7 protein-coding genes are annotated in these 13,484 nt (G+C 74.0%); 1 reads left to right on the top strand and 6 read right to left on the bottom strand.

The features are described 5' to 3' along the window. Nucleotides 1-56 precede the first annotated feature (56 nt). Entirely contained in the window at nucleotides 57-1,382 is a 1,326-nt protein-coding gene (locus ACFY16_RS21585; RefSeq protein WP_390648762.1) for a M1 family metallopeptidase, read from the top strand. 22 nt (nucleotides 1,383-1,404) lie between these two features. Here the strand turns inward: ACFY16_RS21585 and ACFY16_RS21580 are convergent, their stop codons facing one another. The 6 genes from ACFY16_RS21580 to ACFY16_RS21555 are packed head-to-tail and all read right to left on the bottom strand — an operon-like array spanning nucleotide 1,405 to nucleotide 13,461. Further along, nucleotides 1,405-2,295, bottom strand: coding sequence for a peptidoglycan-binding protein (locus ACFY16_RS21580; RefSeq protein WP_390648761.1), 891 nt, complete (start codon nucleotides 2,293-2,295; stop codon nucleotides 1,405-1,407). Then, nucleotides 2,295-3,845, bottom strand: a complete 1,551-nt coding sequence (locus ACFY16_RS21575) for a DUF6519 domain-containing protein (RefSeq protein WP_390648760.1) — start codon at nucleotides 3,843-3,845, stop codon at nucleotides 2,295-2,297. The genes ACFY16_RS21580 and ACFY16_RS21575 overlap by 1 nt, the downstream gene beginning before the upstream one ends. A 55-nt stretch (nucleotides 3,846-3,900) precedes the next feature. Further along, a complete protein-coding gene (locus ACFY16_RS21570; RefSeq protein ID WP_390648759.1) occupies nucleotides 3,901-6,093 on the bottom strand; it encodes a hypothetical protein in 2,193 nt (730 codons plus the stop codon). Continuing rightward, complete coding sequence (locus tag ACFY16_RS21565) at nucleotides 6,093-9,941, bottom strand: putative baseplate assembly protein (RefSeq protein WP_390648758.1); 3,849 nt, start codon at nucleotides 9,939-9,941, stop codon at nucleotides 6,093-6,095. Before ACFY16_RS21565 ends, ACFY16_RS21570 begins: the two co-directional genes overlap by 1 nt. Then, nucleotides 9,938-13,078: a putative baseplate assembly protein gene (locus ACFY16_RS21560; protein WP_390648757.1), complete on the bottom strand. Its 3,141-nt coding sequence runs from the start codon at nucleotides 13,076-13,078 to the stop codon at nucleotides 9,938-9,940. Before ACFY16_RS21560 ends, ACFY16_RS21565 begins: the two co-directional genes overlap by 4 nt. Continuing rightward, the gene (locus ACFY16_RS21555) at nucleotides 13,075-13,461 is read right to left on the bottom strand and encodes a GPW/gp25 family protein (RefSeq protein WP_390648756.1); all 387 of its coding nucleotides are present in this window, start codon (nucleotides 13,459-13,461) and stop codon (nucleotides 13,075-13,077) included. The genes ACFY16_RS21560 and ACFY16_RS21555 overlap by 4 nt, the downstream gene beginning before the upstream one ends. Between the last annotated feature and the right edge of the window lie 23 nt (nucleotides 13,462-13,484).

The raw sequence follows: 13,484 nt of genomic DNA, 5'->3' as shown, positions 1-13,484 counted from the left end.
CGGTGGGCGGTGCACCGGAAACGAGGGCGAGCACAGCGCAGGGAGCGGGCACGGCAGTGGCAGTTCAGCAGTCAGTGGGCCCGGACCCGTACTTCCCGGCCAACGGCGACCCCCGCTACCGGGTGCACCGCTACGAACTCGCCCTGGACTACCGCCCCGACCCGAACCGGCTGGCGGGCACGGCCCGGATCAACGCCATAGCGGGCCGCGCGCCACTCGCCGAGTTCCAGCTCAATCTGGCCGACTTCAGGATCGGCCGGGTCCGGGTGGACGGCCGGCAGCCGCACTACACGCACCGGGGCGGACGCCTGCGTATCCGCCCCGCCAAGCCGATCCGGGCCGGGGCCGCCTTCACGGTGGAGGTGCACTGGTCCGGCAACCCCAAGCCGGTCGGCAGCCCCTGGGGCGGACTCGGCTGGGAGGAGCTGGCGGACGGGGCGCTGGTGGCCAGCCAGCCGATCGGGGCTCCGTCCTGGTACCCGTGCAACGACCGCCCCGCCGACAAGGCGAGCTACCAGATCTCGGTCACCACACCGTCCGCGTACGCGGTGGTGGCGGGTGGACGCCTGCTCACCCGTACGACGAAGGCCTCGACGACCACCTGGGTCTACGAGCAGTCCGCGCCGACGTCCAGCTATCTGGTCGGGCTGGTGATCGGCAAGTACCAGACGGTGCTGCTGGGCGACCCGGGTCTGGGCGGTGTGCCGCAGCACGGGCACATTCCGGCGCAGCTGCTGCCCGAGTTCTCGCGGGACTTCGCGCGGCAGCCCGCGATGATGGAGCTGTTCCAGGAGCTGTTCGGGCCGTATCCGTTCGGTGAGTACGCGGTCGTCGTCACCGAGGAGGAACTCGATGTGCCGGTCGAGGCACAGGGGTTGTCGCTGTTCGGCGCCAACCACGTGGACGGGGCCCGGGGTTCGGAGCGGCTGGTGGCGCACGAGCTGGCGCACCAGTGGTTCGGCAACAGCGTGTCCATCGCGGACTGGCGGCACATCTGGCTGAACGAGGGCTTCGCGAAGTACGCCGAGTGGCTGTGGTCGGAACGCTCGGGCGGTCGCGGCGCACAGCAACTGGCCGCCGCGGCACACCGATCGCTGGCCACGCTGCCGCAGGATCTGCGGCTGGCCGATCCGGGGCGGAAGTCGATGTTCGACGACCGGCTCTACGAGCGCGGTGGGCTCACCGTGCACGCGGTGCGGTGCGCGCTGGGCGACGAGGCGTTCTTCCGGATGCTGCGCGGCTGGGCGGGACTTCACCGGGGCGGCGCGGTGACGACCACGACGTTCACCGCGCACGCGGCCCGGTTCGCCGCCGAGCCTCTGGACGACCTGTTCGACGCCTGGGTGCACGGGACGGCGCTGCCGCCGCTGCCCACGGCGTAGGCAGGGGCGGCAGCGCGGGGGCTCAGGAGTTGGGCACTCTCAGCTTGTCCCAGCTGGCCTTGCCCGGGATGCCGTCGGCGTCCTTGCCCTTGAAGCCGAGCTTGTGCTGCCAGGCCGCGTAGGACTTGCGGTCGGCCTCGGTCCACTCGGGGCCGGGCCCGCTCTCGTACCGTCCGCAGCCCTCGGCGACCAGCCGGCGGCCCATGGCCGTGATGACCGGGGACTTCCGGCCGACGTGGAAGAAGCCGCTGCCCGGGAACGGCTCGTGCGACGGCTTGGGCGCGGGCTTCGGGTCGGGCTCGGGGTCGGGTTTCGGGGCCTTCCCGCTCAGTCGCTCGGCGATGCGCCCCCGCATGCCGTCCATGGTGAAGCCGCGGGGGTCCTGCTTGCCCGGCTGCCACTCCTTGTGGCCGATGACGGAGCGCTCGCTCCAGCCGTGGTGCCGGCAGATCGCGGCGGCCACCTTCTCGATGGCCTCCTTCTGCGCCTCGGGCCAGGGGTCCTTGCCGTCGCCGAGGTTGACGCACTCGAAGCCGTAGAAGTGGCGGTTGCCGTCGGTGTCGGCCTCGTTGTCCGGTGGCAGCTTGCTCTCGTCGACGACGGCGCGCAGCACGTCGCTGTCGCCGAGCCCGGCGTGGTTGGCGCGGCCGTTGCCGACCAGGTGGATCTGGCCCTTCTTGTCGATGACGCCGTGGCACAGCGGGCCCGGCAGACCGGAGTAGCCGTCGTAGCAGATGTCCACGGAGGCGGCGGTTCCCGAGGTGACGGTGTGGTGGATCATCACGCCGTTGACCGGGCCCCAGGGGCCCTTGGTGTTGCGGTTGTGGGTGCGCCAGTTGCGCACCTCGTGGACCGTCAGGCCCTCCGCCCGCAGGATCTCCAGCATTTTGGACGCGCTCAGGGGCTTGGCCATCACTCGTCTCCTTCCACGGCGTCCTCCGCCTCTGCTGTGGTCTGGGACCGGCCGCCGGACGGGTCGGTCTCCGCGGCCCGTTCCTCCCGGCGGGCCTGTTCCTCCGCCGCGAGCGTCGCCTCGTCCGCCGCCGGGATGCTGCTCGCCAGCGGCCCGAAGGCAAGGCGCAGGTCGACGGCGCTCTCCTCGCCCTTGACCAGGGCGAGCGGGGCGAAGTGGCGGGCGATGCCGGCGGGCCCCTGGAGGAGGGGGCGGCGGGCCGGGTCGGCCGGCCACTCGACGCCGCCGGTGGCGGTGCGGGCGGGGATGATCCAGTGGTCGCCGGTGCGGTAGGTGCCGCCCTTGGCGAAGTAGACCTCGACGCCGTCCTCCAAAGGCAGCCACTCCCCCTCGTCCACGGGGACGGCTCCGCCCTTCAGGGAGGTCGTACGGCCCTTGCGCCTCGGGCCCTCCTGGTGGTCCCAGCGGCGCAGGAACGGATGCAGGTGGGGCAGCCGTCCGACGCCCGGCTCCGGTTCCGCGGACAGCCGGACCCGGCGGCCCGGCAGGTCCAGCTCCTCGACGCGCAGCAGCGGCAGCGGTTCGAGACGCGAGGCGTACGCCGTGTCCGTGAACTCCACCCGGTCGCCGACGTCGAGGTCCAGCTTGTCGTCGTGCCCGAGGGACGCCAACTGCACCCAGGTGCCATCGAGTTCGTCGACGGCGAAGACCACCGAACCGTTCTCGCGGGACCACTTGAAGGTGGCGTCCTTCGCCTCGCCGCCGGCGTGGACCTCCACTCGGTAGAGCTGGTTCTCCGGGCCGCGGTAGCGGGCGTCGGGCCGGACCAGGCAGGGGTCCTCGTCGGCGTGGTCGGGCCGTTCGCTGCGGGCGGCGAGCCGTGCGGCGGGGGCGGACTGCCGCTGCGCCCAGCGGGTGAAGGCGGCGCGGACGACCTCCTTGGACGGGTCGGCGTCCTCGGTCTCCAGCGCGGCCAGGGAGAGCGGCAGGACCTGCCAGACGACCTTGACGCGGGCGGCGGTGTCCGGGAGCGCCGCGCCGAGGGCGACCTCGCGCAGCGCCGGGTCCTCGGCCGCGCTCACCGCGCGCTCCCACACCTTCAGGTAGACCACGAACGGCGACTGCGCGGGCGAGGGCAGCCGGTCGCCGGGGTGCTCCGGGTCGCGGAAGCCGTCGGGCTGGTCCCAGTAGGTCCAGTACGCGGGCGGGGCCGTGGTGTCCTGCTCCTCGGCGTCCTCGTCGGGGACGGGCACGCCGGGTGCCGGGCGGTCGGCGTCGCACAGGATGCCGTCGACGTAGTAGCGGCCGCCGTGGATGAACAGGGTGTCGATGTCGTGCCGGCCGCCCACGTACTCGATGCGGAAGCCGGCCGCGTCGCGCGGCCCGCCGTGCGGTCCGATCAGGTCGGCGGCCAGGGCACGGGCCTGGTGGAGCTGGATCGCGGTCTGCTCGTTGGTGTCGGCGTCGAGCTGGACGCGGCCCTGCTGGGCGATGACAGCGGAGTAGTGCCGCTCCGGGCGGAAGGTGGAGCGGGAGAGGTCAGCGTGCATGGAAGGGGTCCCCCTGGTTCGGGATGTGCGGGTTCACGAAGTCGACAGGTGCCGCTCAGGTCACGAAGAAGATCCCGGCGTCCGTGCCCGCCGGCGTGTACTCCGCGAGCCGCGCTCGCAGGCCGTCCTCGCGTTGCGGCCGGTACAGGTCGTGGAAGGCGCCCATCTCGGCGCCGTCGTCCGCGCCGCGCCGGATCTCCTCGGAACAGCGGTCCGCCGACAGTGCGTACCAGGGCGTCCCGTAGCGCTCGCCGGCGAACAGCGGCCGGACGTGGGCGGCCCGGTCCGGGCCGACGAGATCGGGCTGGCAGCGGTACCTGCGGGGGGTACGCGATCCGGCCGGGACGTACGAGTGGCGCAGACAGCCGATGCCGCGCCGGGCCACGTGCAGCCGACCGGTGAATATGGAGTTCTCGGCGATCTTCACGGCGTGCGTGTGCACCTCGCCGATCACGGTCGTGCGGTGCAGGTGGAGCACGGCGTGGGCGTGGCGGCGGTCCGGGGCGGACAGGGCCTGGCGGTCGTGGCCGGTGGCGTCCAGGACGCTGTCGCGCAGCTGGATGTCGAGGGGGTCCTCGCCCACCTCGTCGCCGATGACCTCGACGGTGCCGAGGATGCTGTGCTCGATCTGGAGGCAGGCGGTGGTGCGCTCCAGGACGATGCTGGGCTCGTCGGGCGAGTGCGGCTCGCACTCGGGTTCCAGGGACCAGCCGGGCACGAGCGTGCTGTGGCGGACGACGACCGCGCCGACGGGACCGGTGACGTTGATGCCGCGTCCGGCGACGAGGAGTCCGTCGAGGACGAGGTGCGGCCGCTCGTGCGGGGCGCAGTCCTCGGACACCGCGCGGACGTTGAGGGCGTCGGGGCGGTTGCTGTACCAGTCGAGCAGCCTGATCACCGGCCGCGTGCCCTCGGCGGCCCGCAGTTCGAGGCGGTCGCCCGGGTCGAGGTCGAAGTCCAGCTGCTCCTGGTAGGCGCCGCTGTGCGTGATCTCGATGATGCCGTCGGGGCCGGTCCGGTCCGCGCGGCGGTCGTGCTGCCAGGCCCGGTAGGCGTCCATGATCCGGTGGTACGGCTGTCCCGGCCCGACCCGGTAGAACGCGGCGTCGGGGCGGTCCGCGCGGTCGGGGCGCTCGTACTCGCCGCCGCCCATGTCCGCGCCGAAGGCGTAGTGGTAGTCGACCCACACGCCCTGCCGGGGCGCGGACCGGGAGCCGAAGGCGATCCGCCCCAGCTCGGGGTCGACGGCGACCTGGCCGCGCTTCGGCCGGTAGCGCCAGTCGGACAGGTCGGCGACCACGATGTCGGCGGGCGGTACGGGCTTGTCCTCGCCGTCGCGCCGGATGACGAAGCTCTTGCCGGGGCCGTAGTAGTCGGCAAGCCGGTCGTGGAGCAGGCGGCGGGTGACGAAGGCCGGGACGTTGTCGACGGTGGCCAGGTGGGTGGGGGACGGCTCCGGGACCGGCTTGGTGACCAAGGGGCTGTCGTTGCCGAGGATGGAGAAGGTGTACAGGTTGCGGGCGCGGTCGACGCAGTACGCCGGGGACGACGTCAGCGGGTACTCCTTGAGTCGCCAGACGAGGAGACCGACTCCGGCCGGGCTCCAACCGCCCTGCCTGCGAGCGGAGTCGGCCCGGCGGACGTCGACCGTCCGGGCGCTCTGCTGGAACGGGCCGCCCAGCAGCGCGAGCGCCGAGCCGTCGCGCAGGTCGAGGAGACGCCCGCGGTCGGCGCGGTGGGCGCCGCCGGTCCCGTACAGCTTCACCGGCTGGGTGTGCGCCACGTGCCGGGACAGTTCGACGGCGCGTGCGGGCCGGCCGGTGACCTGCTCGGAGAGTTCCTCCAGGAGGTGCAGGGTGCCCTTGCGGCGGCGGCTCGCGACGGTGGCGGCCACGTCGCGGCGCGGGGCGATCGCCTCGGCGAGCGCGGCCCGGCCGCCGTCGTGCAGGCCGGTGGTGAGGACGCGCTCGTAGCCGGGCAGGGTGCGGTAGCCGACGAGGTCGCCGAGGTACGGCAGCACCCAGGGCGCCGCCGTCTCCACGAACAGGTCCTCGTAGCCCTGCTGGACACCGTCGCGGACCCGGTCGAGCTGCTCGGCGATCACCGCGAGCAGCGCGCGCAGCGGTTCGCCCTCCTCGGCGTCGCGCAGGAGGTGCCAGCGGGGCAGCAGGGCGGCCAGGCCGTCCGGTTCCCGGGACGCCGCCCGGGCTGTGGTGTCGAACTGGACATCCGCCGAATGCGCGGCCATCACTTGACCTCCGTGAGGATCAGGGTGTCCGCGGCCCGCGCCGACAGCAGAGCGAGCTGGGCGGGGCGGATACCGCGGAAGACGCACACCGACCGGCCCTTCGCCAGGGGCCTGGTGTCGGTGATGTCGGGGTTGAGGCGCAGGAGTTCGGCGAGCGGGACGCCGTAGCGGGCGCAGACCGCGGACAGGGTCTCGCCGGTGGCGGCGCGGACCGTGTGGAACTTCTCGTCGTACCTCGCCGGGTGCGCCGGGACCGTGGCTCGTGGGGTGCCGGGGCGGGTGAGGAGGCCGGTGAGCTCCTCGGGGGTGGCGGAGGCGGGGACACCGGTGAAGACGTCGACGTCCACGTAGTCGACGCCGGGCACGGTGTGGGCGGTGGCCAGGATCTCCGAGAGCCGGGCCGGTTCCCCCAACTCCCTTCCCTCGTAACCGAGTCGGCGCAGCAGTGCCTGTCGCAGCCTCGGTTCGACGGTCTCCCAGGCGTGGTCGGGGGCCACCCTCACCTTGGCGGCGACGAGCAGCAGGACCAGTTCGCGTACGTCGACGCGGACCGGGAGCCCGGGGTCGCCGTAGTCGGTGAGGGCGCCGCGCAGGGCGCGCAGCACGTCCGAGTCGTCGGCGATGGGCACGTCGTCGGTGCCCGCGACCGTCACGTGCACCACGCGCCGCCGCCCGTCGAAGAGCTCGCGTGCGGCGGCCCGGCCGATGCCCGCCCGGGAGCGGGCGAAGTCCGCGTAGTCGGCGGACGACACGAGCCGGTCCAGGGACGACACGGCGAGGGGGATCGTACGGCGGGTCAGGCCCGGTCCGTCGGCGTCCGCGCCGCCCGTCGCCGGGCGGGGGTTGGTGACCGCCGTGACGCCGAGGGGCCGGGTGAGGGGCTGGGTGACGCGGTCGGCGGGGACGTTCGCGGCCCGGCCGGTGCCGAAGCGGTAGCGGGCGCGGACGTTCTCGTGTCCGCTGGGCAGGCGGGCGCCGTGCACCCCGTCGCCGAAGGTCACCGTCGTACGCCCGGCGGCGGTGCTGCCGGTGATGTGGACCCGCTCGCTCGGGCCGCGTCCGGCGAGGCTGTCGACCTCGTGCCACAGCACGCCGTCGACCCGGATCTCCAGTACGGGGGTGGCGCCGAGGGGGTTGTCGTCGGCGAGCCAGGTGAGCGGGGACTGCCAGAGCGCGAAGGTCTGGTTCACGCGGTCCGAGTCGCCGCTGCCGATGGCCTCCTCGCGGCTCTCGCCGTGGGTGGCCTCGACGACGTTGCCGAGGATGCGGACGGATCCGCGGCGGTAGCGGTGGGCGAGGTCGGTGGTCAGGGTGAGGCGGGTGTGGACGTGGTCGCCGGGGAGCCGCGGGTCGACGGCCGGGTCGGCGGCGGCGATGGTCACCACCTCGGTGGCGGTGACCCCGGCCGTGCCCGGGATGTCGGTGCGCTCGCCGCCGACGATCAGGGTGCGGCCGGGGCGCAACCCGTCGTACAGCTCGGCCAGTTCGATCTCGTTGCCGTGCACGTCCTCGCCCAGCGGCTCGTCGGCCGGGCGCAGCGGCTCCCCGGCCGCGTGCACGGTGGTGTCGCGGATGTGGGAGAGCAGCACGTCGAACTCGTCCAGCCAGGGGTCGGCGAGGGTGAGTTCGGTGCCGCGGCCGGTGATGCCGTAGTTGGTGTACGCGGCCGTACGCGCGGCGACCACCCGCGTGGTGACGAACGCGAGCGCGGCGTCGCCGGGTACGCCGTCCTGGGCCCCCTTGGCGGGGCGCTGGATCGCCACCCAGCTGCCGGCCGTGATGCCGTCCTGCACGGTGTCCAGCTGCAGGACGCGGCGGTTGACGGGTTCCGGCTTGCCGGCGATGACGATCTCGACGTTGGGTTCGGCGCTGCCCACCGTGTACCGGAGGCTGATCTCGTACTCGCCGTGCGTGAACTGCTCCGTGATGCCCGGCCGCAGCGCGATCTGCTGGGCCGTGCCGTTGTGGACGCCCACGTGGACCAGGCCGTCGTCGTCGGGCCGCGACACGAACAGGGTGCGCTCGGGCAGGCCCGAGTGCAGGCGGGCGGTGACGCCGGGTTCCTGGGAGTCGGTGGGGATGGGGGTCCCCCCGCTCGAGCGAGTTCGAGAGTGGGGGAGGTTCAGCCAGCTCAGCTCGCGGTCCTGGCCGGCCCGTACGGACAGGTCGACCTGGCCGGTGCCCAGCGGGAAGGTGGCGAACTGCGGGACGGGCAGGTTCTCGGCGCGCTGGTCGGAGCTGCTGCCCTCGACGTACTGGAACTCCGCGCGGACCGGGACCTTGCCCGCGGTGTCGTACACCACGCGCATGCTCGTCAGCGCGGCCCCCGTGAGCGGCCAGTCAGCGGTACGCATGACCCGGCCGCGGGCGTCCTGGACTGCCTTGAGCGGGGCCGTGGCGCCGAAGGGGGCCGTGGTGACGCGCAGGGCGAGCAGCTCGCGCAGGAGCTGCGGGGCGCCGGGGGCGGCGGCGGTGCGCCAGGCCGGGTAGAGGGTGCCGAGACCGGGGTTGAGAGCCGAGAGGAGGCGGGCCGTGTCGGTGCCGGGGCGCTGGGCGCGGGTGCCGGCGCGGGGGGTGGGGGTCGCTCCGCGCAGGGCGGGCAGGACGGCGCTCAGCGCTTGGAAGGCTGCCTCGCGGGGGTCGGTCTCGCGGGGGTCGGGAGCGGTCACCGCGGCCTTCGCGGTCTCTGCGTCCGTGGCGACGTCCACGGGCTGCGCGGGTGCCAGCTCCAGTGCCCGCTCGGCGAGTTCCGCCAGCACCGCTTCCAGCTGCTCGAACCAGGCCGCCACGTCCTCGTACGGCTCGGCCAGCACCTGGGCCTCTGCGAGGCGGGCCACGGGCTCGGCCAGCCGGGCCGCGAGCCGCTCCGGGGTCGTGACCCCGTCCAGGTCCGTCCGCAGCGGGGCGAGGACCTGGTCGTCGAAGTCCTCGATCAGCCGGCTGACCGGGCGCGGGTCGGGGACCTCGGGCGTCGGGGGCTCGTCGCCCGGCTCGCCCGGGGCGGCCGGGGCGGCGGTCCAGCGCAGCACCTCGTCGACGAGCTCCTTGAGCGTCGGCGGCGCCGACCGGGGCAGGGAGATCGCCGTGATCTCGTCGTCCCGGTCGATCCGCACATCCGCGATCGGCAGCAGCTTCCGTGCGCCACCCGCCCGTTCGCCGAAGACGAAGAGCAACTGGTCGCCGGTCCGCAGGGAGTTCGCGGTGCCCTCGACGAAGAGTTCGGAGCGGCGTTCCAGGTCCTCGGGGGTGACGAGGGAGGGGCGGCGGCGCCGTACCTTCAGTTCGTTCCAGTCCCAGCGGGCCGTCAGGTCCCGCCCGGTCTCGAAGGTCAGGGACTCCTCGTCGGCGGAGGCGGGCACGCTGTGGCTGCGCGCGCCGCGCGGGACGAGGACGGGCAGGGTCTCGGCGCGCGGGTCGCGTTCGAGGGTGTACGCGAGGTGCGTGGCGGCGGCGACACCGGGGCGGGGCCGGTGGCCGACGAGCCGGCCGAGCAGAACGAGCGAACGGTGCTCGTCGGCGGTGCGCAGGTAGGACTCGTCGGCGATCCGCTCGGAGTGGAAGGTGAGCAGGTCGCCGAGGACGGCGGTGGCGTCGAGCAGGCCGATCGCCGGGTCGTCCGGCGTGCGGACGGTGAGCCCTCCGCCGGCCTCCGGTCGGGACCCCCATTTCGCTTCGCTAAGGGCCGGGTACGCGGGTGAGGCGAGCCGGTCGAGGAGGGCGGCCAGGAAGGAGCCGTACTCGCCGACGCGGTAGTCGAGGGCGGTGCGGCCGGGTGGGTTGTGGAGCGGGGCGGGCGTCAGGCGCTCGTCGTGGCCGCCGCCGCAGGCGCACTCGTCGGTCTCGCTCATCGGGCACCTCCCAGGGATATCGCCAGCAGGCCGTTCTCCGGCCGGTCGGGGTCGTTGTCGCAGCAGGCGATCTCCAGCGGGCCGAGCCGCAGCACGCCGTCCTCCCTCTCTCCTCGGTCCTCCTCGAACAGTCGCCGCAACCGGGTGACCTGCACGCTCTCCACGCCCGGCACGGCCGCGGCGACGGCGACCAGACGGCTGAGCCGGACGGGTTCGCCGAAGGTCAGCGCGTCCGGGTGGAAGAAGCCGGAGCGCCCGCTGCCGAGGACGCGGTACAGCTCGGCCCGGATCTGCCCGTGCTGGTGACCGGGCGCGGCGCACACGCTCAGCGCGATGTCGAGCGGCACCGGGCGGGCGGCGCCGACCACGAGGTCGTGGCCGATGCGCCGGTACGCCTCCAGGGCCTGCGCGACCGAGGCGAGCAGCTCGTCCGAGGGGGCGCCGGTGCCGTAGGCGTCGATCGCGACATGGGCCTCCTGGACGCTGCCGGTCCAGCGGATCTCGGCGGCGGCCCGCTGCACGCCGGGCAGGGCGGAGGCGAGGGCCGCGTAGTCCTCGGCGGTGACCGCGCGCAGGCGGGTGCGGCGCAGGTCGAGCGGGGCCAGCTGGCGTACCTGCTCGACGGGTTCGGGCTCGGTGCCGCCGGTGGCGGGCAGCGGGTTGCGGACCACGACGGCGGGCGGAGTCCCGCAGTCGGCCTGTACGACGAGGTGGTTGACGGCTTCGGCGCCGACGTTGCCCGCGATGCCGCCGCCCAGCCGGTAGTGCGGTGCGAGCCGGGCGCCCGGGGCCGGCCGGGCGCCGTGCCGGCCGTCGCCGAAGCGCAGGGCGAGCCGGCCGTCGTCCTCCAGTTCGCCGACGAAGTGCCTCGCGCGCGGGGCGCTGTCGAGCAGATCGCGGCGCGGCTCCCAGACCGTGTCGGCGCCGTCGTGGACGCGTACGGCGGGCAGGGCCCGGCGCGGGTCCTGGGTGAGCGCGGCGGTCGCGGAGCCGCGCAGCACCTGCTCGTCGGGGTGCAGCCCGGCGGCGTACGGCGGGCCCCAGCTGTGGGCGATCTCCCAGGCGATGTGCCCGTCGAGGACCGTGCCCGCGCGGGCCCGTGCCGTGAGCACCTCCACGCGGCGCAGCTTGGCGTCGAGCAACCGGTCGCTGCGGTGCAGGAGTTCACGCAGGGCGCGGACTGGATGGCGGCGGAGTTCGAGCCGTTCCAGGATGTGCAGCCCGTAGATCACGGCGAGTTCGGCGATCTCGTCCTCGCCGAGCCCGTCCCGGTCGCGGGCGCTGCGCCACAGCTCGACGAGTCGCTGCCGCACCCGGCCCGGGATCGCGGCGATCCGCTCGGCCTGGCCGGCGGCCACGGTCCCCGGATCGGGGAACGGCACCGCCTGCACGATCGGTGCCCGGCCGAGAACGGGCCGGAAACGGGGTGCGATGCCCGGGTAGACGGACTGCGCGAGCAGCGTCCGCAGGGCCGCGGCCTGGGCGTACGCCGTCCCGGGGACGACCCGCTCGTGCCGCTGCCCCGCTCGTTCCAGGCCGAGTCCGGCGCGTACGGTCGCCGCCTCCCCGACGACCTCGAACAACTCGCGCACGTCGTCGGGGCGAAGGGACTCGCCGTTGTCGGCCTGGTCCGTGAGGGAGTTGACGAGCCGTGCGGGCGCGTTGCCCTCGTCCCGGTCGTGGCAGCCGAAGGCGAGCGAAGCGAGACGGGGGTACCCCCCGCCGGAGGCCGGGGGAGGGTCGCAGGAGGCGACGACGGCGGGGACGGGCGGCACGGTGACCGTCTCGGGGAGTCCGTGGAGGGTGCGGCCGTGGTCGACGAGGACGACGTTGCCGCGGGCCAGCGTCACGTCCTCGACGGGCAGGCAGTCGCGTCCGCCGCGCGTGGTGAGGCGGAGCGGGAAGCGCAGGGCGTCCTCGGCGGCCCAGGTGACCTCCAGGACCGGCTGGTCCTCGATGCGGTCGACGGCCGGGGTGACGGAGGTGAGGCGTACGGCCTGCCGGTGGGCGGGGTCGGCGTCGCCGGGGGTGCCGGTGCGCGGGCCCTTGACCTCTTCCAGGATCAGCAGGTCGCCGGGCCTGAGGCCGAGTCGGCGTTCCCGGCAGGTCTCCGGGTCCCGCCACTCGTCACGCAGGGTGGCGGCGGTGGCGCCCTTCGGCAGCGCACACACCTCCCCGCCCCAGCTCCACAGCCGGATCGCGTTGTGCGCGACCCGCAGCTCCAGCGGGTCGGCGGCGACGACCGGTTCGAAGACCTCCACCGAGCCGCGCTCGTCCAGGTCGGCGAGTTCGTTCTCGTCGACGACCGTGCCGGGTTCGGGGCGGTCGTGCGGGTCGAGGGCACGGACGTCGACGGAGGCGAAGCGGTACGTGCCCGGTGCGAGCGTGTGGTCGCCCGCGGTCTCCACGGCGACGTACGCCCGCGCGGTGCAGCCGTCGTGCATCGCGTAGTCGATGAGCCGGACGTGGCGGCGGACGGAGACGCGGCGGCGCGCGGTGTCGAGGTACGCCTCGGTGGCGACGGCATCCTGCTGGTAGCTGATCTGGTCGCCGGTGTACGCGAGCAGTTCGACGAGGGTCGTGCCGAGGTCGGCGGGGTTGCGCTCGACCCAGTCGGGGGTGGTGAGCGCGAGCCGGTCGAGGAGCAGCTTGCGGATGGTGTCGTAGTCGCGGGCCGTGTAGTCGATGACGGGCGCTTCGGGGAAGGCCGGCGCCGTCTGCTCCTCGCCCGTGCGGTCGAAGGGCGTCGGGCAGTCCGGCCGGAAGGAGAAGGACGCGCGGTGGTAGCGCTGGTCGAAACCGCGGAAGGGTTCGGTGCCGGGGCGGCCGTACGGGTCGGTCTCGACGAGCGAGAGACGGTAGCGGGAGGTGTCGCCGGGCCGGTCGAGGGTGACGTGGAGCCGGTCGTCCAGCTCCGGGTCCTCCTCGCGTTCGACACTGACGTCGACGGCGGTGATGCCGGTGATCCGCCGGCCGCCGTCGATGCGGACGTTCCCGGGGCCGAGGCCGTGCGGGGCCTTGCCGAGGAACGTGACGGTCAGCAGCAGCCCGTCGTCGCTCACCTCGACGGCGTCGACTCCGTTGAGCTGGGCGGCCCTCGCCTTGGCCCGGCGGGACACGGTGGCGCCGGTCGTCATGCGGCCGCCCTCCCTTCGAAGACGTCGTCGCGCAGGGCACCGTCGGCCCGCAGGACGTACGACAGGTACACCCGTACGACGTCGTCGCCGCCGACGACATCGAGGGCCACGACCTCGATGAGGTCGCCGAGCCAGCGTTGCAGCGAGGCCTGGACGGAGAGTTCGAGGGTGCTGATCAGCTCGGGGCTGTTGGGGGCGAAGACCAGGTCGAGCAGTCCGCAGCCGAAGTCGGGGCGCATCACGCGCTCGCCGGGGCTGGTGAACAGCAGTTGCTCGATGAGGTCGTGGACGTGTTCGCCGTGGGGGGCGTGGGCGGTGCGTCCCCTGCGGTCGGCGCGGAAGGGGAACGCGATGTCGGAACGCGGGCGGGTGCGTGGACTCATCTGGCGGCTCATCCGGGGGCTCT

It is taken from the genome of Streptomyces sp. NPDC001315 (assembly GCF_042896175.1).
Classification (GTDB): Bacteria; Actinomycetota; Actinomycetes; order Streptomycetales; family Streptomycetaceae; genus Streptomyces.
Note: the sequence above shows the minus strand (reverse complement) of the source record. Positions and strands in the feature narration are given on the sequence as shown.

Bases quoted from the DNA above. Each gene is read 5' to 3' on its own strand.
- ACFY16_RS21580 (WP_390648761.1), bottom strand. From the start codon at position 2,295: ATGGCCAAGCCCCTGAGCGCGTCCAAAATGCTGGAGATCCTGCGGGCG.
- ACFY16_RS21575 (WP_390648760.1), bottom strand. From the start codon at position 3,845: ATGCACGCTGACCTCTCCCGCTCCACCTTCCGCCCGGAGCGGCACTAC.
- ACFY16_RS21570 (WP_390648759.1), bottom strand. From the start codon at position 6,093: ATGGCCGCGCATTCGGCGGATGTCCAGTTCGACACCACAGCCCGGGCG.
- ACFY16_RS21565 (WP_390648758.1), bottom strand. From the start codon at position 9,941: ATGAGCGAGACCGACGAGTGCGCCTGCGGCGGCGGCCACGACGAGCGC.
- ACFY16_RS21560 (WP_390648757.1), bottom strand. From the start codon at position 13,078: ATGACGACCGGCGCCACCGTGTCCCGCCGGGCCAAGGCGAGGGCCGCC.
- ACFY16_RS21555 (WP_390648756.1), bottom strand. From the start codon at position 13,461: ATGAGTCCACGCACCCGCCCGCGTTCCGACATCGCGTTCCCCTTCCGC.